The following is a 21,730-nucleotide window of genomic DNA, read 5'->3' as shown; positions in this document are numbered from 1 at the left end:
ATCAATTTACCCCGAAATTAGGTGGTCAATTTGAACTGGAAAGTGGTGGTCAGTTTGCTCTGGAACTGGTGGTCAATTTACACTGGAAAGTGGTGGTCAATTTGACCGGTTTTTCCAGACAAGCTTATTATTCTTGCACAAAAAGTCAAAGAAGTGGTTGATGACAAAGCTAAATATACCGACTGGAGTAAACGAGAGGACATCAAAGCTGAATTGAAAGTAGGTTTGATCATTTTATTGGCCGACAATGGGTATCCACCAGTTGATCGAGACGAAGTGTATAAAGAAATCTTTGAACAAGCAGAGAATTTTAAGAAGTATAAAGCCTGAAATTAGTATCTATAAATATTTACTAGGCTCCATGAAGCGGTTTAGATTTTTACATATCCAATCTACTTTCGAGGGAGTAATGAATAAATTATAATACCATGCCCAAATTAAGAATTGTTTTTAAACAAACCAATCTAGACTACAATCAAAGTTATGCCAATCAATATTTTGCAGGTAAGGAAAGTCCTGGAAATTATAAATACATGTTTTCAAGAACTCATTTTATACAAGTTGAAAGTTTTGCACTATTTAAAAATATTGATTATAATTATGTAGGAAACACTAATAAAGGCATAGACTCCAAAAACTCTTTGTTTACTCTCAAGTGCGTAATGATATCCGAAAAATCTTGTATTCCCTTATGGACTGAAAAAACTCTTCATATTCAATTTTGCAGTCTTTAGAGGGATTAAAAATTTTAGTTTCTTACTCTTTGTCAAAGCCGATACCATTATTAGTATCACTAATTTTTATAATTTATTTAATACTGTTGGCAATACTCTTCGCCAGGCATTGTACCAAGAATCAGTGTCCTGCTGGAATTAACTATTAATGGCGGAAAGGTGATAAATAGTTATGAATGCAAAAACATCTGCACATTGTACAGATGTTTTAAGTAAATAAGTAGAATCAATAATAATGCTTTTTTTGAACAATAAGAATTCTTATTCAGCTGCTAAAATGTTGACGAGATTTAGTGCCACATCATTGAGTAGACAATCGGCCTCTTTTTCTTCAGCAAGGGTTTGTGTCAATAACTTTGCAGCATCATTTTCGCCAAGTGTTTTAGCAAAGGCGGATAAGGTACCATATGATGCAATTTCATAGTGTTCTATTTTTTGGGAAGCCGCAATGATACCTGCATCTCTTACAGCTCCAGGCTCTGTTTCTTCAAGAATACTGTCGCCTTCTTTTAGTAATCCGGCCATAGCCTCGCATTTTTTTCCTTCCGCTTTTTCGCCAAGTAGCTCGAAAACTTTTTCCAGTCTTGTCACCTGATTTTCTGTTATGGCTAAATGCTCTAAAATAGCACTTGTAAGACTGCCCGATGTAGCGTTTGCAGCCATTTTAGGCAAGGCGCCGACTAATGCGTTTTCTGCCCAGTAAATATCTTTAAGGCTGTCAATAAAAAAGTCTCTTAAACTTGAAGCAGCATCAGCTGACGGTGACACGATATTTTTGTCTTTGGCACTCGCGTCACTTTCCATAGGTTGTTCTGAATTTTTCATATATTTTTATTTTTTAATTGTATAAGTTTGTTTCACGTTCCCAAAAACGATGCTCGCCCATAGCGGTTATGAAATTTTGTGCAAAAGTTTCAGATGCAACATCACTAGTTAACAGGATTCCTTCATCATCATTGCTTATTTTCATAGCAAATGGTGCTAAATTTATCAATTCTGTTCCTTCACCATCAGCACCAATAACCTTACAATGTTTGTAGGCATCGTTCAGGAATTCCATTACATCATCATTTTTAGCCAAGGTATTAAATCCTAGTCCGTGTGGAATGTACACCGCATCAAAAAGAACTGATGATGCAGTCAGAAAACTGAAGTCAACACCTATTTCCCCAGCAGAGTCGGTAAGGACTGACCCAAGGTGTAATGAGATTACAAAACCTTTAGCATCTTCTTTTAAAAGTGCATTTTTCATGTTCTTAACAGCTGCTTCTGAAACTCCATCGGCACAAATAATAGCGACCTTTCGGGAAGCGATAGTAGGTGAATTGGTTGGGTTGTTAAGCATTGAAAGTGCATCAGAAGATTCAACTGATGACTCCACAGTTTGAGATTCATGTTTTCCGGATATTTCATTTTCAGGCGACACCCCTTTGTTTAAAGGTTTTTCAATAACAGGCGGCACAATAGCACCAAGACCAATGGCGACTTTTTCGGCCAGTTGCAAATCAACCTGAGACAAAAGTCCCAGCATTCTCACCCTGATAGCAGTAGTCTCAACCTTACCAAGTTCAAAGCGAAGTGCTTTAACGATATGGCTTTTTTCTGTTGGTGTCTGACTGTTAAAGAATAATTTTGCCTGACCAAAATGATCTGCAAAGCTTTCGCTTCTTTCTCTTACTTTATGCGCATCCACACGTTCGTTGAAACTTGAAAATCCACCTTCGCTAATTTGAGCCTGGTACGGGCATCCGCCTCCCAGAGAATTAGGATGATAACTTACGCGGCCTGTATTAATTTCCTGACGCATATGTCCGTCACGTTGATTGTTATGAATAGGTGCGATACTTCTATTAATAGGTATTTCATGGAAATTAGGACTGCCTAATCTGGAAAGCTGTGTATCTGTATAAGAAAACAATCTACCCTGAAGCAATGGATCATTTGAGAAATCAATTCCCGGCACAACATGTCCCGGATGAAAAGCAATTTGTTCCGTTTCGGCAAAGAAATTATCAGGATTCTTGTTCAGTACCATTCTTCCCACTATAGTAACAGGTACCAATTCTTCGGGAACAAGTTTCGTAGGATCCAGTAAATCAAATTCATATTTATTTTCATCTTCTACAGGAATTATTTGTACGCCTAATTCCCATTCCGGAAAATTCCCGGTTTCGATAGCTTCCCATAAATCCTGTCTGTGGAAATCAGGGTTCTTTCCTGAAATTTTTTGTGCTTCATCCCATACCACTGCATGAGTTCCTAATTTAGGTTTCCAGTGGAATTTTACAAAAGTGGATTCGCCTGCTGCATTAATCAATCTGAAAGTATGCACTCCAAATCCTTCCATCATACGGAAACTTCTCGGAATGGCACGGTCAGACATTACCCACATAATCATATGCATAGATTCTGGCATCAGAGAGATAAAATCCCAAAAGGTATCGTGTGCAGATCCCGCCTGTGGCATTTCATTATGAGGTTCTGGTTTTACTGCATGAACAAGATCGGGGAATTTTGAAGCATCCTGAATAAAAAATATAGGAATATTGTTTCCAACCAAATCATAGATACCTTCCTGCGTATAAAACTTTACTGCAAATCCTCTAACATCTCTGGCAAGGTCGGTAGAACCTCGTGAACCCGCTACTGTCGAAAATCGTGCAAAAACCGGCGTTTTCAATCCGGTTTCTTTCAGGAATCCGGCTTTTGTTAATTCAGGTATCGGGTTGGTGACTTCAAAGAAACCATGTGCTCCGGAACCACGTGCATGAACAATTCTTTCCGGAATCCGTTCATGGTCAAAATGTGTAATTTTTTCTCTTAAGATAAAATCTTCCAGCAGCGAAGGACCTCTTTCGCCAGCTTTAAGTGAATTATTATCATCATTGATGCGTACACCCTGATCGGTAGTCAGGAACTTATTTGTTCCGTCTGATTTGTTTATGGACAAATCCCGCTGTTTTTCATCCTGTAAATTTTTCATGTAATAAAATTTAATTAGTTAAAATATTTTGAAGTTGCCACAGTAATTAATCTTAATTAAAAAGAGCTATTGTGTATATGTATCTTTTTAGCGAACATAAAATAAGATTACGTTTATTAAGAAAGCGGTATCGTCGGCAGGGTATATTTGAGAAAATAAGGCGCCTCATGTTGACTTCGCTGACCAAGATAAAAATCTATAAAAAACTAAAAACACAAGCGCCCAAATCTTTGATCGGGCGCTTTTTATCACGATAAATGCCCTGATGGAAAACTTTTATTTATTTACGGTCTTCGTGGACAGCATCAACATTAATATGTGACACAGCGATTTCAGTTAACTTTACGTCAGCGTTTTTCTCTTCTTCAAGTGTTTTCGCAAGAAGCAAGGCGGCTTTTGATTCACCCAGGGTAACTGCGTAAACGCGTAAAGTCCCATAAGTGGCTATCTCATAATGCTCCACTTTTTGCGCTGCGGCAATTATCGCTGCATCGCGGACATCCCCAACTTTAGTTTCCTCGATAATTCCTTCAGCTTCATCCAGGAGCCCTGCCATTGCATCGCATTTCTTGGCAACCGCTTTAAGACCCAAAGATTCAAATACTTTTTCCAAACGAGTGACGTGTTCTTCGGTCTCTTTCAAATGATGCTCAAACGCATGAATTAATTGTGAAGCCGTTGCATTTTTAGCCATTTTTGGTAGTGCTTTTGTTAATGCTTTTTCTGCCCAGTAAATATCTTTTAATCCCTCTTCGAAAAAATCTCTTAAGTCTTTCGCTGCATCAGGTTTTGCTTTTACAACGCCTTTTTTGGGCTCAGCGGATTGTTTCTTAACTACTGTTACTGTCGTTTTTTTCGCTGTCATAGCCGCTTTTGCAGGCTGGTCTTTTGTCGTCTTCATAACTTTTGATTTTAAAAATTAATTATGTTATTCATTGAGAAACAAATTTAAAAAATAGTAAAATATGTTATATACAAAATTTTTATAAATAGTTGCAAAATTCACAGTATTAAACATTTAACTAACAGAACTGCCATAATTATGGCTAACTTTGCAAAACAAATTTCAAATGCAGTAGGCTAATAAAAAGCAGGAAATTATGCAAAACAAATTTTCAAGAATAACAGTACTTTTAATAATAGCGCTGGCAATGAGCAGTTGTTCCCTAATTACCGTTGCTCACATGAAAGTAAAGTTGATGGTCACATCCTTATCTTTGTAGCATTTTCGGTGAGTAAAGAGGGCGGCAGAATTCAAATATTCTTCCGCTTTTTTTATCAGCCGATACGTTTTCTTTATCTATTGTTGTTGACACAAGGCAAGCGGATTTTGAATATCATCCGCACTTACAAAAATAAATTCTCCAGTTAAAAATCTAAGACCGGAGTAAACAATGGGTTGCTAATTTCTGTATCAGGGAAAGTAGGTATCGCATAGATTACATAGCTTTTAAATTTGAACAGGTGTACCAATTCTTTAACTTGAATCAATGAAAATATACAGCAAGAAAAAATTACAATTCTTTTTGTACTAAACGCAAGCAAAACCAATCAAAAAGTATTTTTGTCACTATTCAAATTTGTTGAATATATCTATTTGTCATTAAAAATTTACAACTAGGGAATTGTTTTTTTTTAATTGGTCCAAAAAGCCTATAAGTTTGAATTTTTACTTTTTATAAATCGATAATAATTTTGATTTTTTTCATAAATTGTTATGGATTTATATAATAAAGAAAAACGTTTCTTTATTTAAACCTAAAGTATGATATTGCCAATTCATTTGAAAAACACCTTTGATTACTTTCATTTCAGAAAAATCATTCGGCTTTTTTATATAAATATTCGCTCCTCCAATGAAAGTATTTTCAATATCCTCCTCAGATGAAGAAGTGGAATATATAGCGATCGAAACATCTTTAAATCTATTAACTGCTCTAATTTCTTTGAGGCAATCCAATCCATTTTTATAGGGCATATTTAAATCTAGAAATAAAATATCAGGCAAATTAGAATCTGGACCAAATAAATAACTCAGCAAGTGATTTCCATCATTGAAAAATGTAAGTTCATTTTTCATTTTTAGCTCTTCAATAGCTTCGCTGAAAATAATGCGCTCATCATCATCATCATCAGCGAGAAAAATCTGCAAGGGAGTTTGATTATAAGTCATATATATAATTAAAATATTAATTTAATTATTGGTCAATTACTTTCTTTTCTCAATAATTCTTTTCAACAGGCAAAAGCTTATATTTAATATTTAACAACTCTAACTGCTCTTGTAAAATAACGCTACAAGGAATAATTACATCATAATTTATGTAGAATATTATTACATATTTAGGCTTGCATAAATATAAAAAAAAACAAATCAAATAGACAACCTAAAGAAAATTAAAGTCAAAAAGAAATACAACTACATCTCAAACAGTAATTGTAAATACTGCACAAAAAGAGTATTTATATAGTCGCATCTTTTTTTAATTGTTAATTATACATGCAAATTTGGTGTGACAAATTCAGACGCTTAACGTTAACCATTATAATATTTTCAAAAACATTTGTCGGGGTTTCTGCGCCTATAAATTAGGAACTAAGATTATCAAAAACTCCATTTTTGAGACGCTTTAATACCACTTTGTACAATCTTTATTACTATAAAATAAAAATGATTCCTTTTTTTTATCTCGAAATCTAATTATACTAAAAGAATCAATAAAAGAATAATAATTATAATAGCAACAACAGATAGGTAGATACCGTGTCTAGCAGTTTTTAATTGAGCGTTAATAGCAAGAACTTCTTTTCGAACTTTCTTTTTTCTCTGAACGTTTCAAAGATGATTTGTCGTTCATTTTTATTTCATCTAAGCGGGCAAGCATGATTTTAACCTTTTCAGGCATTTCTTTTGGATCGTTTGTTACTCTAACTGGATTTTTTTCAGCTGCAATAATTGTGGTCGGATCACAATTAATGATAACACCATCATCATACATAAAAAATCATCTTTTTCATCTTATTTGTGGTTTTTTGTTAAACATTATTGTTAGTGTAAAGATAAATAATAATGTTAAACAATTGACAAAGAGAAATATAGCATTTAAACTTTATGAAGCAAAAATATTTATCTTGAAAAATTTGCAATAAAAAAAGATAATTCTATTTTTAAAACTCTTTTCAGCACGAACCAATTTTTTATATCCTTCAGGAATTGTTTTCTATTTTAAACATTACTATATTTTTGAAAAAAATAACCAAAGTAATATTGAAAAAAGAATGACAGAAATAAAAAGCAACTATAATTTAAGGTTTCTATAAATCAGAGTTAATGATTCGTTAAACCGATGATTTACAGTTACTATGGGAAAATAAAATTATATCTTTGAGTGTGGTTTTGATTAATCACTTGAGTAAAACTATCTGAAAAGAAAAGCTGATTCAAATAGTCATTTCATACTGAAAAGAATGAGTTGATAAATGGTAAATCAAAATCTACAATCGGAGGCCCTTTAAAAAGGCCTCCTTTTTTAAGGCCTAATGTTTTCCCTTTTCATAGTTTTTCTTCGTCAACAATTAGTTTCAAAGAATTGATGTAATAGCGAACGAATCTTTAAATTATTTTCAAATTAAACAATTAAAAAAAATGAAAGTACTTTTATTAATAGACAGTTCTTCTAATAGCAAAGCTGCTGTTGACGAAGTTGCAAATAGATCTTTTCCATCGAACACTAAAGTATGCGTTCTTTCTGTTTATGAAAAAATTTCACCAATAAATATTCTTAAACCTCAAGGGGTTTCATGTGAATATTATGCTGAAGTCGATGGTAAGGCTTTTAAAACCGCAGAAAAAATGACGGAAAATGCCGTGAAAATTTTACATTCTAAAAATACAACTTTAATTGTAACTACAAAGATCATTGAAGGTTCTCCAAAAAGTGCAATACTCAAAGAAGCTGAGATATTTGGTACTGACTTAATTATCGTTGCCTCTTATGGTCATGAGACTTTTGTCGATGACTTTATGCTTGGTTCGATTCCAATATGGGTAGCTATACATGCAAAATGTTCTGTGGAGATTGTACGAAAATAAAACTAAATAATAAACAAAAATAAATTTTTCAAAAGTTACATTGTGTCCTACTACGTTGTTTTAAGTTCTTTAATATTGATTTTTGGGCCCTTTTCATTCTGATCCAAGAGGGGGCGTTAATTAACAAAAAATAATAAAGTATTTGTCTACTGTTTTTTTATAAACATAAGACCTGATCGAATATTTTTTACAGACATATATCATTGACAATAAAAACATTACATAAATTAAATAAAAACTTATTCTACCGTTTATAAATTTCACTTTAACATTCATTCAGATGCCTGAAGGACCAAGTATAGTTATATTAAAAGAAGAAGTGCAGCATTTTGCTGGAGATAAAATTATCTCTGTAAGCGGCAACAGCAAAATTGATCAAAGCCGGCTACAGAATCAAAGAGTGACCTCATTTAAAAGCTGGGGCAAACATTTTCTGATTTGTTTTGAAGGATTTACTGTTCGTGTTCATTTTCTTTTATTTGGGACCTATCGAATAAATGAAACAAGAGATTTACCCGTTCGATTAAATCTTAAATTCAAAAACGGTGATTTAAATTTATACTCCTGTTCCATAAAAATTTTAGAAGGTGATATAAATAAACATTACAATTGGACTGAAGATGTTATGAATGAGAACTGGAATCCCAAAAATGCTAAAAGAAAACTCAGGGAAGAACCAAATAAACTGGTCTGTGATGCACTTTTAGAACAACATATCTTTTCAGGTGTAGGAAATATAATTGAAAATGAAATATTATACCGCGTATATGTCCACCCGGAATCCCTTATTGGACAAATCCCGGAAGCAAAAATTAATGAAATTATTGAGCAAGCCCGCATTTATAGTTTTGAATTCTTAACATGGAAAAAAAAAAAAATGAACTCAGGAAACACTGGCTTTCACACGCACAGAAAAATTGTTTTCGATGTAATCTGCCTATCATAAGAAAGGTTACGGGCATCAAGAATAGAAGAAGTTTTTTTTGTTCTAAATGTCAGATTTTATATATCTAAAAAATTAACTATTGGGATTTATATCCTAAGATAGCATTTGTTATAGTAAATTTTTTGATCAAGCATAGTTTCATTTACTTCTTTAAATTAAAACATACCATATTTTTTTATAAAACTGGATAGGAAAATGAGTACACAACAAGAGCAGAAAAACAATATTACTGCGAGGATGCTATTGTAAATGATTTAAAGTAAAATCGGAACATATTATAGTTGCAACTACACCCCGGTAAATCGCTGAGTAACAAATGCAGTTCATCAATTTAATTCATCCTTCAATAAATTTTTAACTCATAATAAACTTTTATAATAATTTATTATTTTAATATTATATTTATTATTACTTTTATTAATTCATAACCAACACATAATAAGATGTTTAATTGTAAAATAAAAAATTATTGTGAATTGTGATTTTTATAAAAATGGCGAAATTAGTGAGGTGCTATAATCTTTTTTATAAATATTATGTCCCTGAATATTCAACATGAAGATAGCCGATATCATCATCAATCTGGTGTCATTTGTTAATTTTTTTCAAAGCAGAGTCCATCAAAAGGTAAAAATTTGGCAAAACATTAAAAGCCTTTACGAAATAAGAACCGGGCGGTATCACTGAATGGTGGCGACAAATCATAAATAAAATAACTTTTATATGTAAAGCATCCCCAACAATAAGGATAAAGAGAACAAGCTGAGCTATGGGGACTGAAGAGAAATTTGGATAAAAACAAGAACTAAAACCTTTCATGAATGGCAATTGTCCTCAATAAACCGCTAGCAATCGAAAGCCCTGCTTTTGCAAATAATAAACTGATTCCAGGTAAATACACATACGTTGGTGCCAATGTAAATCCGGCTCTTTTCATTAGCTCCATTCCAAATGGTACAAAATCTTTGGCGCTTATCGTTGATTATCCCGATGCGCCCGCTGGCACCTTTGATCATTGGATTATGTGGAATATTCCTGTAATTAACCTAATAGGAGAGAACAGCGCTCCAGGGGTCCAAGGAAAAAACGGAAAAGGTGAAAACAAGTATTTAGGACCTTGCCCGCCTTCAGGTACATCTCATTATAATTTCAAGGTTTATGCACTCAATACCCGATTGAATCTGCCTATAGGTGCTGATAAAATTTCACTACTCAAAGCAATGGATCTGCATATCCTTGCCTCCGGCGGGCTCATCGGTCTCTTTAAAAAATAAATTAAACTCAAGTACTATGCCGTGGTCAAAAACGATTCTCGAAATGCATGAAAAATCTTCTTGCTGCAAAAAGATATAAGGCTATTTCTTTAGAGAAAAGTATAATAATGGAGGGATACACTAACAACCGTCATAAGCAGGGAAGAAGCCTTGGTTGCCGCACATGGCAAAGAGACGGATAACCTGAAAATAAAGGATTACAGCAAGAATATGTTTGGGCTTTGCCATTGTTAAACAAACGGTAACTCTACGATGGAACTATGATCTATGTTTTCCAGCTGATACGGATGATTTGGATACATTTACATTTATTATGGAGCATGAACCAAGAGGTTGTGTATTTATTAGCTTCTCCGGAATACTGAAAGAATTAATACTAAATACTAAAAAATATGAGAAATAGAATCACACCTCAAAAATTCAATACAGTATCTGTAAAAATTCAAAATAGGAGTTACTCATCTGACCCAAATGCTTTATATAATACTGATAATCCAGATAATTTACCAGAAATTTTATTTATCACTTCCTATCCTCCTCGCGAATGTGGCATTGCGACTTATTCTCAGGATTTGATTAAGGCATTGGATAAAAAATTCAAGTGTTCGTTCAAGATAAAAATTTGTCCCTTAGAATCCATAAATGAACAACATGTTTATCCCGAACCAATAAAATATATTCTGAATACTGATCATTTAAATGCTTTCGAAAATTTAGCCGCCAAAATTAATGATAATACAGCTATTCAGCTCGTATTGATTCAACATGAATTTGGTTTATTTAGAAAAAACGAGGCCGATTTTAGAGCCTTTTTAAATGCTGTTCTAAAACCGGTAATCATTGTTTTCCATACCATATTGCCCAATCCTAATGAATTATTAAAAGATAATGTAAAAAAAATAACCAAATCGGTTCATTCTATTATTGTAATGACCAGTTCATCCGCAAAAATTCTAATAAATGATTATGGGGTCGCTCCAGAAAAAATTACCATTATTTCACATGGTACGCATTTAGTTCCTCACTCTGATCAAGCACTTTTGAAGGAAAAATATAAATTAACGGGTAGAAATGTACTTTCTACTTTTGGGTTACTTGGTTCTGGAAAAAGCATTGAAACTACGCTGGATGCATTACCCAGTATTATCAAAGTAAATAATGATGTACTCTTTCTAATTATTGGAAAAACGCACCCCTCTGTCGCAAAAGAAGAGGGAGAAAAATATCGACTGATGTTGGAAGCAAAGATTGGAGACTTAAAACTTCAAAATCATGTACAATTTTTAAATCGCTATTTGTCCCTATCCGATCTATTGGAATATTTACAGCTTACTGATATTTATTTATTTACTTCCAAAGATCCAAACCAAGCTGTCAGCGGCACTTTTTCTTATGCTATGAGTTGCGGCTGCCCTATTGTCTCTACTCCTATTCCGCATGCTTGTGAAGTATTGTGTGGTGATTCTGGAATGATTGTAGATTTTGGAAATGTTCAGCAATTAGCAAAGTAGTAAACCATTTGCTGCAAGACGAGCAGTTGAGAAAGAAAATCACTGCCAATGGATTGCATAAAACAGCACCAACTGTATGGGAGAATGCTGCAATTGCTCACGCTTTATTGTTCGGAAAAGTAGCAGAAAACACACTAACATTGCATTATAAGATCCCTGAAATTAATTTGAACCACATAAAAAAATTAACAACTTCTTTTGGGATGATTCAGTTTTCAAATATCAACCAACCAGATATAAATTCTGGCTACACGTTAGATGATAACGCAAGAGCTTTGGTTGCAATGTGCCAACATTATGAATTGACGAAAGACGAAACAGATTTAGGATACATCCAAATATATTTCGATTTTATAAAGTATTGTCTACAAACCGAAGGCTATTTTTTAAATTATGTGGATGAACACAGCCTTTTTACAAAACAAAATAATACAACCAATCTGGCCGATTCCAATGGAAGAGCAGTATGGGCACTGGGATATTTGATCTCAATAAGTGATTTGATACCCCAAGATATAGCGAAAGGGGCCAAGGCAGTAATCGATACTGCGTTGGTGAATGTAAATAAAATTCATTCTACACGAGCGATGGCATTTGTAATAAAAGGCGTGTATTATAGCAATATAAAAAATAAATCAGACCAAAATTTAGCTTTAATAAAAGAACTGGCCAACCGGTTGGTTCAAATGTATAGACATGAATCTGACAAAGAATGGACTTGGTTCGAGAGCTATCTTACTTATGGAAACAGCATTTTGCCAGAAGCCTTATTATGTGCCTGGCTGGCAACTGGAGATCTTGTATATAAAGAAACTGCCAAATCAACATTTGACTTTCTTTTATCAAAAATTTTTAAAGATGATCGCATAAATGTAATTTCTAATAAAGGATGGTTATATAAAGAAAAAGAGTCTGTCTCAACACCAATAGGGGGCGAACAGCCAATAGATGTTGCCTATACCATTTTGGCGTTAAGCAAATTCTATGATGCCTTTAAAGAAGAGGACTATTTACAAAAAATGGAAATTGCTTTCAGTTGGTTTTTAGGGAACAATCATTTAAAGCAAATTATTTACAATCCGTGTACCGGCGGATGCTATGATGGACTGGAGGACACCTACATCAATTTGAATCAAGGAGCAGAATCAACAGTAAGTTATTTAATGGCAAGGCTGACCGTTAAAAAAGCATTCAAAAAAAGATCTAAACATTCCAAAAGTGTTAAAAATCAAATGGAGTTTTATTTGAAAATGAATAGAAAAAATCAATTTATATAATGTGTTATAGCAAAAAACATTAAGACTTTTTTAGATTTTTTTTAATGCCGCAACCGTTAAATACGGAGCGGCATTTTATATTTAAAGAACGATTAAATCAAATGTTAGTGATTTTATTAATAAGATTTCCCATTTTCAAAGTAATAATAAGACTAAAAAACAGAGAATACTTTTTAAATAAATACTTTTTAGCAGAGTGAAATAGCGAAGTTGAAACCATATAAAAATGGGGCGATTTTTCATCCGTGACCAAAAAGATAGTGACAAAAAAATACTACTTTGTTAAATTAGTACCATTTATATTGTGCACTATTATTGAAATAGCAATCAATGTAAAAATTGATAAATCAATTAATTATCACTAAACATAATCATTGTTCTACTACATGATTTTACAAAGGTGGTCTCCCTTGGATAAGCCTTAAGATAATTGCAATTACAGCAATCACCAATAAAATATGTATTAACCCACCTGAAACAAATCCACCAAAAAAACCGATTGCCCATATTATAATTAATACTACAGCAATTGTATAGAGTAAATTTCCCATTTTAATTTATTTTTTAAAAGTCCATTCTTTTCTTAGTTTATAACACCATACGGTATCAAAACATTTCTTGATAAGGCAAATTGGCTGGTTTTCATACTTCAACTTCAATACCACCAATTAGTACCCAGCATACTCCCTAACTGTTCTTTTGCCATTATTATATTCTTTGGCATTTCTTTAGGGTTTTTATGTCGATTTGTGCCCATATTATTACGACAGTAACGTTGGGCATAGTAACTCTAAAAGTGACTTTTTAAATTCTAATTATTTTTTTTATCATAATTTATTTTTTTAAATTATTTATTAAATTTCATATACACAAAGTACTTAATTATTCATTATTACTTAATTATTCATTATTACTTAATTATTCATTATTACTTAATTAAAACAAAAAGGCTTTTTATTAGAAATTATACTGCAAATTATTCCAGTAAGAACTGTACTAATTAAGTATGTATTTCTACCATTGATAAATCTAATATATGACTTGCAAAAAGTTATCTAAGTCACATTCCATTTTAACCGCCAACTATCTCCCCTCCGTTAATATGGATAATCTGGCCGGTAATATAACTGCTGTCGGCACTGGCCAAAAAAACATAGGCAGGACCCACTTCCGAAGGTTGTCCAGCTCTCCCCATGGGAGTATCCTGCCCAAAATCGCTAATTTTTTTATGAGTGGAAACGATTAGAGGTGTCCAAATTGGTCCGGGAGCAACACCATTCACCCGTATTCCTTTTTTAGCGAGCATTGTCGCCAGCGAACGTGTGAAGGTGACAATTGCTCCTTTGGTACACGAATAATCTAGAAGATGTTCACTGCCCCTATAGGCAGTTACAGAAGTGGTATTTATTATACTGTCCCCTTTTTTTAAATAGGGCATAGCTTCTTTTACAATAAAGAAAAAGGAATAAATATTAGTTTCAAAGGTTTCAAACAATTGCTTTTTTGTAATTTCCTCAATTCTATTTTTAGATATCTGAAAAGCAGCATTATTAACAATAATATTAAGACTTCCAAATTTTTTAATGCTTTTATCAATACAGCTTTTACAGAATTTCTCCTGTTTCAAATCGCCCTTAATAAGATAACATACTCTGTTTTCACTTTCCACCAGTTCTTTAGTTTTCAACGCATCAACTTCCTCCTTAAAGTAAATAATGATCACGTTTGCGCCTTCCCTAGCGAAATGCACGGCAACACTCCTGCCTATCCCGCTGTCACCACCTGTAATCAGAGCAATTTTACCTTCCAGTTTTCCGCTTCCTTTATAATTTGTATTTATAATTTCGGGTTGCGGACGCATTTTAAACTCCAGTCCGGGCGCATCTTGACTTTGCTCCGGAAATTTCTTTGGTTTAGCCATGAGATTATAATTTGAAATAGTTGTTAACTAAAACGCAAGAGGCAAACTCAAAGCGAAAACCTTACTATTTATCATTTTTGGCTTTCCGTCTACATGAATTACCCCTACACATATACAGATCATTTTACACCTTAAATATCCTGAATTTCAATGTATTAACAAAAATTTAATTATTTTTTTTATTTAAAATTATTTCATTCAACGGTTTATTCTATTAAATTTATTTTGTAAATTTATTTTCCCAAAAAACGAAAAGGAAATTGAAATGAGCATACGAGAAATCCACCACTAAAAAAGTCTCAAATGAAAACTCCGGAAAATACTTCTGAATCAGAAAATGGCACTAAAACCTCGGGAGAAAATCTTTCTTATTGGTTTTCATCAGCAATAAAGCCACTTACTTTTGAGAAATTAACCCACAATACTGATACTGATATTTTAGTTATAGGAGGTGGTATCGCAGGGCTGACCACCGCTTACTGTCTTGCAAAGGAAGGACGTAAAGTAATTTTAGTCGAGGACGGATATATTGGAAGCGGCGAAACTGGAAGAACTACTGCTCATATTACCTGTGCACTTGACAATCATTATTTTGAATTGGAAAAAACTTTCGATGTACAAACTGCAAAATTAGCAGCCACTAGTCATATGGCTGCTGTTGAATGGATAGCAAATACGGTTAAACATCATAAAATTAATTGTCATTTTAAAAGAGTGGATGGCTATTTGTTTTTACACCCTTCTGATACGAAGGAAACCTTAGAGAAAGAATATGAAGCTACAAAACGCGCCGGACTTAGTACTGAGCTCCTAAACTCTGTTCCGTCTGTTGTAGGTGAAAAAGGAAAGTGGTGCCTCAAATTTGCTGATCAGGCCCAGTTTCATATACTTCTTTATCTTAAAGGATTAGCTAGCGCCTTTATAAAATTGGGTGGAGAAATCTATACACAAACAAAAGCAGCCAATATTACGACCGTGGGTGCTATTGCAAACGGTTTTAAAATAAAAGCAAATCACATTGTAGTTGCAACCAATGCTCCAATCAATGACTGGGTAATGATGCATACTAAACAATGGCCATATCGTACCTATGTTATAGCAGCCAAAGTCCCTAAAGGAATACTTCCTTATGCGCTGTGGTGGGACACTGGTGATGCTAACTCAAAATGGATCGTAAAGCCCTATCATTATGTTCGTTTAGAAGAACTTGATGAACAATATGACATGCTGATTGCTGGCGGTGAAGACCATCGCACAGGACAGGCAGATGATGAAAGGATTAAAGAGGAAGAGCGTTATGCTAAACTGGAAAAATGGACAAAAAAACGTTTTCCAGCTATTGAGGCTATTGAATTCAAATGGTCTGGTCAGGTACTGGAACCGATTGATTCATTGGCATATATTGGCAAGAATCCAGCTGACGAAAACATTTACATTATAACAGGTCATTCTGGTAATGGAATGACACACGGGACACTTGGCGGAATGATTATCTCCGACATAATTATGGGAAAAGAAAATCCTTGGATTAAAATATACAGCCCATCACGCATTACCCTAAATACTACCGCTGATTACCTACACGAAGTTGGAAACATGGTAGCCCAATTCGGAGACTGGATTACTCCAGAACATATAAAAAAAATAGACGATTTAAAACTGGGTGACGGTGGAATTATTTCAGTTGGATTAAAAAAAATCGCTGCATATAGGGACCCGCAGAATAATCTTCATGCCTTCTCGGCGGTTTGCCCGCATCTAGGAGGGATACTACAATGGAATGCCGACGAAAAAACATTCGATTGTCCTTTGCACGGCTCCCGTTTTACCAATGAAGGTAAAGTAATAAATGGACCTTCAATTTCCGATTTAAAAAAAATATGAACAATGCACCAAAAACTTAAAAGTTAAGAAATATTTCAAATGATTTACAAACTCCCTTTACTATAGCAAAAAATGAAATAGAAAAACAAAATTGATAGACAATCGGGGAAGAGCTGTCACCATGGATCACAAATCTGTCGAAACTCCATAAATGAGGTGTTTTTTTTTTCAAACAGTGCGGAGTGAGAAAAACGTGGCAAGGTTTCCGGACAGGATGAATTATTCTACGGAACAATTTGAATAAAATATAGAACTTGAATCTGAAATTTAAAAATTTTCTAGTAAATAATAATTATTCTTAAACAATTAAAAACAAATAAAATGGATCAGGAAAAATCAATTGACGTATTAAACACACTCATCGAAATCAACAATGACAGAATTGAAGGGTACGAAACCGCTTCAGAAGAGACTGAAGAATCCGATTTAAAAGCTTTATTCTCTCAACTAATGAAAACCAGTCAAAATTGTAAGATGGAATTAGTTAGCGAAGTCCAAAAATTGGGGGGAGAACCAATTGAAGGAACGAGAACAACAGGTAAGTTTTTTAGAGTTTGGATGGATGTTAAAGCCGCATTAACCGGCAAGGATCGTAAAGCAATACTCAATTCATGCGAGTATGGTGAGGATGTTGCTGTAAATACCTATGAAAAAGCATTAAAAGATGATATTGAAGATCTAACTTCTGAACAACGTGAAATGCTAGAAGCACAATATAAATTAATAAAAGCGGATCACGACAAGGTAAAAAACTTACGAGATATTTCGTCCTAGCATTATTAATTTTATAAAATAAGGTCTGTTAGTGGCAAGAGATGTGTTTATCTCCTGCCACTAATTATTTTTAATATCATGTTGTTCCAATGGAAATCGTTTCAGAATTATTAGGCCATTCCAATAGGATAATCACTCAAGAAAGTTATGTAAAAATAGTCCCAAAGAAAGAAAGTGAGGAAATACAAAAATTGAAATCAAGAATAGATAAAATATAAAACACATTTACGTTACAAACAATCCGGGCAATCAAGCGGTCTCTCTTCGGTCGTTCCCTTTGTTCCGTTCGGCAGCTCCAGTCAGTCGTCAGCAACAAAAGCCTCTTCCTTCCATTCCGCAGACACTACGCAGCACAATAAAAATAGCAGCTTGAAAATAAGCAGCTATTTTTATTGCGTCGCTTCGTTCCTCATCTTCACACGTTCTCTACCCTACGTTCGGCGGGGCTAGTACATCCACAATACCGCTTCATTCCGTTACGCTCCGCAGGCTACGTTCCACTGCATTCCAGCAGTATCGTGTCTGTCGCCCCTTGTTTTTTCAGCGGTTGCTCCTTCGCAGAGCTATCGGGGTTGGCTAAGTTAGCACTTTGCCCTAAATCAAGGAACTCCTCTGGCTCTCTTTTATTTCTCCCCGCCGTTTCACGCTCTTACTCCTCCATTTTGCGTCTCGTTCCTCGCCAGCTGCAATTCTCGGCTTCAGGTGGCTGTTCGATTGCCGCAACCCCGCCACTGCACTCCTCGAATAATAATAATTTCCGCTATCACTACAATCATCATTTTCTGCGGTGCTTGGGGGTGTTAATTGCAGTTTCCATAAGAACATTCACAAAAGAACTCACAAGAACAATCGTGCAATTTCCTGAAAAGAAAGAGAAAAAAAACGCAGCAAACATACCATCCATTCCTCACTTTCAGTCGGTCGTTCCTTCCTCCATTTTCGTTCGTCATTTCTGCTGTTAAAACGGCTTTCTTTTTTTCTCTTTTTTCTTTTCAAAAAATTAAGGTCGAATCTTTAACATCAATACACCATGCCGAATTTCATCATTAAAACGCACCAAAAAAATGCAGTTTACAAAGCAAACCAAATCTTCATACTCAACAAAGGGATGAACAGTGGCAAGCCTCCAAAAGTACCGTTTACCAATAGCTTTGTCATCCTATTTCAAAACGAAGAAGATGCCGAAACGGTTTATTGGCTAGCCTATAGTCTTTGGAAAGCAAAATTCTGGCACCAGTTTTTGTCTGGTTCGGTAATTCCATTTTTAAGAATACAGTATTTCAAAGGAAATTTCTCCACAAAAGTCAATGAAATGCTGTTAGATTTTGAAAGCCATCAGAAAGATGTACAGGCCTTGAGGTTATTAGAACTCAAAGAAGAGCAATTTCATCAAAACATCAACTTAATAAACGATATGAGAACGGTTATTTTACATCGTTACTGCAAGAAATAATTTTAAAACCTTAAAACCAACATTATGAAATGAGCATGAATGTAATTGGATCACAACCAACACATTTTTAAACACAATTTTATCACGCTGAAAATCAAAATATTGCGATTGAATTATTAGTAATAAAATACATTAGAAGTCAATGGTCATTATAAATTGGAATTAGATGATCAATGTTATTGGAATATGCACAGAAACTTCATGAAAAATTTCATTTGTTATTTTTCCTTTGTCAACATCAAGCATGGAATCCAACAATGAACCACAACATGTTTATTCCGAACTAACACAATATATTCTGAATACCGACCATTCAAGTGCTCTCCGCACCCAACGTGTTAAAATTATTATTTTTCAATTCTTATGATATTTCGAAAACTTAAAAAAAAAAGAATCATTTTTAATAATTTAAGATTATCAATAATTCCGAAAATTTGTCATCTAAAAATCAATATAAATCCAATAAAATGATTAAAGTGTAATAATGATTTATTACCATTAACATAATTTTATCATTAACATAATCTATGTAATAAAATTACTAATTAATTAATAATCAAATAATTAACCACTAATTTATTGTTAATATTTCATTACTATAAAGCTTTTCTTAGCGAAGTATGTTCTTTGTCGAGAATAATGGAATGTTGTCTTGTTTACATCTCTCTCTTTTTTTCTTTTATGATGTAATACCTAACTTTGGCAAGAAAAGTATTAAGTTGTTTTTTAGACGACTTAGGTTTGTATTAGGAGATAGATTTGGTTCCCCACATTTTATATCCCTAAGTTTGAGGGTTCGCTTCAATTATTTAAATTGAAGAAGATTTAATAGCGGTTAGATACATTTCCCCAATGTGTAACCTTCCAGTAATAACCTTTTTACCTATATTAATTTAATCGTTTTGAAATTAATCTAATAAATTTTTACAAATCGATTTTGGTAACTGATAAAGATATTTTTATTGTCCTGATAAAAATATTCTTTTGATGATGGTTGACTTCATGATTTTATCTGAAGATGTGTATTTACCCTCAATCTGTAAACTTCCTATTAAATAAAATGTATGGTGTTAAAATACTATTATTATGAAAAAGAATACATTTTTCAAGTTTTTCGATTTCTTATACAACAAAATAATATGTTGCTTTTTAACGAAAAACACTATTTCTAAATTAAATTTAATAAAATTTAATAAGAGAAATTCTAAAGATTACCTGTCGAGATTATGTTGTCATTATTGGCATCAATGGCATACTGTGTCACTTTTATTGGTGACAATTTTAATGACAAGTAATACTAACGCACAGGGGTCTATTAAAGGCATTGTACCTGTAATATCGCCTAAAAGCGGTTCTGGAGTTGATGGCGATGCTTATGCTCATTCACCTGCCGGATATGAAAATGTAGGTGACTTGTTTGACTCGCAGCACCCTGGCGTTGACGGTCACGGTGTGATTAACCCATTCACAGGGGAGCTACTTTATCCGGGCCAAACTTTTTTTCTGCAGGATAGGTATATAAACGATTTAAGTATTTTTACTCAATCCAATAAAATTAATGACAATCCTAATACTTATACTTGGGGTCCAGGGAATTCACCCAACAAAAATGAAATCGAAAATGCGGGTGCTCATTTTAGTTATGGTGATCCGGCTTTGGGAGGATTAGCAACGGATTTATGGTGTTTATTTGCCGGTGATCGTCAGGTTACTACTGGTAGTAGTTATATTGATTTCGAATTTTTACAGAAATCATTGACTATAACTGGTGCAACGACTGACGCTACTGGAAATATCACTGGAGGTAGCGGAAGCTTTACTTCTTTAGGTACTGATGGTGGTCGTACAGTCGGAGACATCCTGATCACTATCGAGTTTACCAATGGAGGGGGTGATGCAAATGCAGTAATTCGAGTATGGACAGCTATAGCAGGAGGTGGTTATGAATATGTAATTCATCCCAACTCAGAGTTTCTTGGCAGAATTTTCATTACTAATAATACCTCACCTACCCATGTACCCTTTGATGTATATGGTAGCGATCCCAATGGTACCGGTGTTGGAGGTGATTATGGCGTGAATCAATGGGCTGAGGGTGCTATCAATCTCAGTCAAGTGTTCACCGCTGCAAAAGATCCTTGCTTTTCACTCAGCACATTATTTATTAGAACGAGATCTTCTGGAAATTCACAACAATCCGAATTGAAAGATTTTCCAGGAGCTCCTATCCAATTTACAGTTGACTCAAATCCAAAAGCAGTGGCAGTTGCTACTAGTCCAGCTTGCAATGGAGGATTTGGTTCAATAAATCTTACTGTAACGGGAGGTCTTGCTCCTTATACTTATTCATGGACAGGTCCAAATAATTTTACAGCAATCACGGAGGATCTTAGTAATGTTAAAGCAGGTACTTATCATTGGGAAGTAAAAAATTCTAAAGGGTGTATATCAACCGGTTCTGTAGTTCTGGCTGAACCACCACCTATAGTGGTATCATCAACGGCTCTAGTAAATCCCAAATGTAATGGCGGAACCGATGGTTCTATCACTATCACAGCTTCAGGGGGAACAGGCACGCTGACGTATTCAAAAAATGACGGATTAACTTACCAATCATCCAATGTATTTAGTGGACTTACCACCGGAAGTTATCTATGGGCGGTAAAAGATGCGAATAACTGTATCTTGAAAGGTACGGTTACACTCACCCAACCGACTCTTATTGTAGCCACTGATGCCCATGCCGACGTGAAATGTAACGGAGGAACCGATGGTTCCGTAACGGTGACATTCAGCGGTGGAACCGGCCCTTATATGGTGAACTTCAATGGCGCAGGATTCTTGGCTCAAGCCTCTCCAAAAGTATATGCAGGCCTTACC

At 34.2% G+C, this 21,730-nt stretch carries 19 protein-coding genes; 12 read left to right on the top strand and 7 right to left on the bottom strand.

Going from position 1 to position 21,730, the window contains the following annotated elements; genetic code table 11:
• Nucleotides 1-126: 126 nt before the first annotated feature.
• The gene (locus ACNQGG_RS16805; protein WP_470303375.1) at nt 127-330 is read left to right on the top strand and encodes a type I restriction enzyme endonuclease domain-containing protein; all 204 of its coding nucleotides are present in this window, start codon (nt 127-129) and stop codon (nt 328-330) included.
• A 98-nt stretch (nt 331-428) separates the two neighbouring features.
• On the top strand, nt 429-734 hold the full coding sequence (locus ACNQGG_RS16800) for a hypothetical protein (RefSeq protein ID WP_417965931.1): 306 nt from the start codon (nt 429-431) through the stop codon (nt 732-734).
• A gap of 261 nt (nt 735-995) precedes the next feature.
• Here ACNQGG_RS16800 and ACNQGG_RS16795 read toward each other — a convergent pair whose 3' ends face one another.
• The 5 genes from ACNQGG_RS16795 to ACNQGG_RS16775 form a co-directional block, all read right to left on the bottom strand.
• The gene (locus ACNQGG_RS16795) at nt 996-1,559 is read right to left on the bottom strand and encodes a YciE/YciF ferroxidase family protein (protein WP_417965929.1); all 564 of its coding nucleotides are present in this window, start codon (nt 1,557-1,559) and stop codon (nt 996-998) included.
• 13 nt (nt 1,560-1,572) lie between these two features.
• Complete coding sequence (locus ACNQGG_RS16790) at nt 1,573-3,717, bottom strand: catalase (RefSeq protein WP_417965927.1); 2,145 nt, start codon at nt 3,715-3,717, stop codon at nt 1,573-1,575.
• A 280-nt stretch (nt 3,718-3,997) separates the two neighbouring features.
• On the bottom strand, nt 3,998-4,618 hold the full coding sequence (locus ACNQGG_RS16785; protein ID WP_417965925.1) for a YciE/YciF ferroxidase family protein: 621 nt from the start codon (nt 4,616-4,618) through the stop codon (nt 3,998-4,000).
• A gap of 822 nt (nt 4,619-5,440) precedes the next feature.
• Nucleotides 5,441-5,890 carry a response regulator gene (locus ACNQGG_RS16780; RefSeq protein ID WP_417965923.1) on the bottom strand — a complete coding sequence of 150 codons (450 nt, stop codon included), beginning with the start codon at nt 5,888-5,890 and terminating at the stop codon, nt 5,441-5,443.
• Nucleotides 5,891-6,506: 616 nt separating this feature from the next.
• Nucleotides 6,507-6,716 carry a hypothetical protein gene (locus ACNQGG_RS16775; protein WP_417965921.1) on the bottom strand — a complete coding sequence of 70 codons (210 nt, stop codon included), beginning with the start codon at nt 6,714-6,716 and terminating at the stop codon, nt 6,507-6,509.
• 647 nt (nt 6,717-7,363) lie between these two features.
• Here ACNQGG_RS16775 and ACNQGG_RS16770 point away from each other — a divergent pair.
• From ACNQGG_RS16770 to ACNQGG_RS16750, 5 genes are all read left to right on the top strand, one after another.
• Nucleotides 7,364-7,810, top strand: coding sequence for a universal stress protein (locus tag ACNQGG_RS16770; RefSeq protein WP_417965919.1), 447 nt, complete (start codon nt 7,364-7,366; stop codon nt 7,808-7,810).
• A gap of 280 nt (nt 7,811-8,090) precedes the next feature.
• Nucleotides 8,091-8,756, top strand: a complete 666-nt coding sequence (locus ACNQGG_RS16765; RefSeq protein WP_417965917.1) for a DNA-formamidopyrimidine glycosylase family protein — start codon at nt 8,091-8,093, stop codon at nt 8,754-8,756.
• A gap of 821 nt (nt 8,757-9,577) precedes the next feature.
• Nucleotides 9,578-10,030, top strand: a complete 453-nt coding sequence (locus tag ACNQGG_RS16760; RefSeq protein WP_417965915.1) for a YbhB/YbcL family Raf kinase inhibitor-like protein — start codon at nt 9,578-9,580, stop codon at nt 10,028-10,030.
• 392 nt (nt 10,031-10,422) lie between these two features.
• Complete coding sequence (locus ACNQGG_RS16755) at nt 10,423-11,541, top strand: glycosyltransferase (RefSeq protein ID WP_417965913.1); 1,119 nt, start codon at nt 10,423-10,425, stop codon at nt 11,539-11,541.
• Nucleotides 11,542-11,567: 26 nt separating this feature from the next.
• Complete coding sequence (locus tag ACNQGG_RS16750) at nt 11,568-12,818, top strand: hypothetical protein (protein ID WP_417965911.1); 1,251 nt, start codon at nt 11,568-11,570, stop codon at nt 12,816-12,818.
• A 392-nt stretch (nt 12,819-13,210) separates the two neighbouring features.
• Here the strand turns inward: ACNQGG_RS16750 and ACNQGG_RS16745 are convergent, their stop codons facing one another.
• Nucleotides 13,211-13,369 (bottom strand): lmo0937 family membrane protein, encoded by a 159-nt coding sequence (locus ACNQGG_RS16745; protein WP_417965909.1) that lies wholly within the window; start codon nt 13,367-13,369, stop codon nt 13,211-13,213.
• A 521-nt stretch (nt 13,370-13,890) separates the two neighbouring features.
• Nucleotides 13,891-14,739: an SDR family oxidoreductase gene (locus ACNQGG_RS16740; protein WP_417965907.1), complete on the bottom strand. Its 849-nt coding sequence runs from the start codon at nt 14,737-14,739 to the stop codon at nt 13,891-13,893.
• A 303-nt stretch (nt 14,740-15,042) separates the two neighbouring features.
• Between ACNQGG_RS16740 and ACNQGG_RS16735 the strand changes: the two genes are divergently transcribed.
• The 5 genes from ACNQGG_RS16735 to ACNQGG_RS16715 all read left to right on the top strand — a co-directional run.
• Complete coding sequence (locus tag ACNQGG_RS16735) at nt 15,043-16,623, top strand: FAD-dependent oxidoreductase (RefSeq protein WP_417965905.1); 1,581 nt, start codon at nt 15,043-15,045, stop codon at nt 16,621-16,623.
• Between the two features lie 321 nt (nt 16,624-16,944).
• Entirely contained in the window at nt 16,945-17,397 is a 453-nt protein-coding gene (locus ACNQGG_RS16730; RefSeq protein ID WP_417965904.1) for a PA2169 family four-helix-bundle protein, read from the top strand.
• A gap of 89 nt (nt 17,398-17,486) precedes the next feature.
• Nucleotides 17,487-17,615, top strand: coding sequence for a hypothetical protein (locus ACNQGG_RS16725; protein WP_417965902.1), 129 nt, complete (start codon nt 17,487-17,489; stop codon nt 17,613-17,615).
• 812 nt (nt 17,616-18,427) lie between these two features.
• The gene (locus ACNQGG_RS16720; protein ID WP_417965900.1) at nt 18,428-18,850 is read left to right on the top strand and encodes a DUF6943 family protein; all 423 of its coding nucleotides are present in this window, start codon (nt 18,428-18,430) and stop codon (nt 18,848-18,850) included.
• A 1,284-nt stretch (nt 18,851-20,134) separates the two neighbouring features.
• Nucleotides 20,135-21,730: SprB repeat-containing protein (locus ACNQGG_RS16715; RefSeq protein WP_417965898.1), on the top strand; the 1,596-nt coding region annotated here is incomplete at its 3' end.

The organism is Flavobacterium esculini, assembly GCF_048284325.1.
GTDB lineage: Bacteria > Bacteroidota > Bacteroidia > Flavobacteriales > Flavobacteriaceae > Flavobacterium.
The sequence above is the reverse complement of the archived record's forward strand: the minus strand, read 5'-3'. Positions and strand labels throughout refer to the sequence as shown.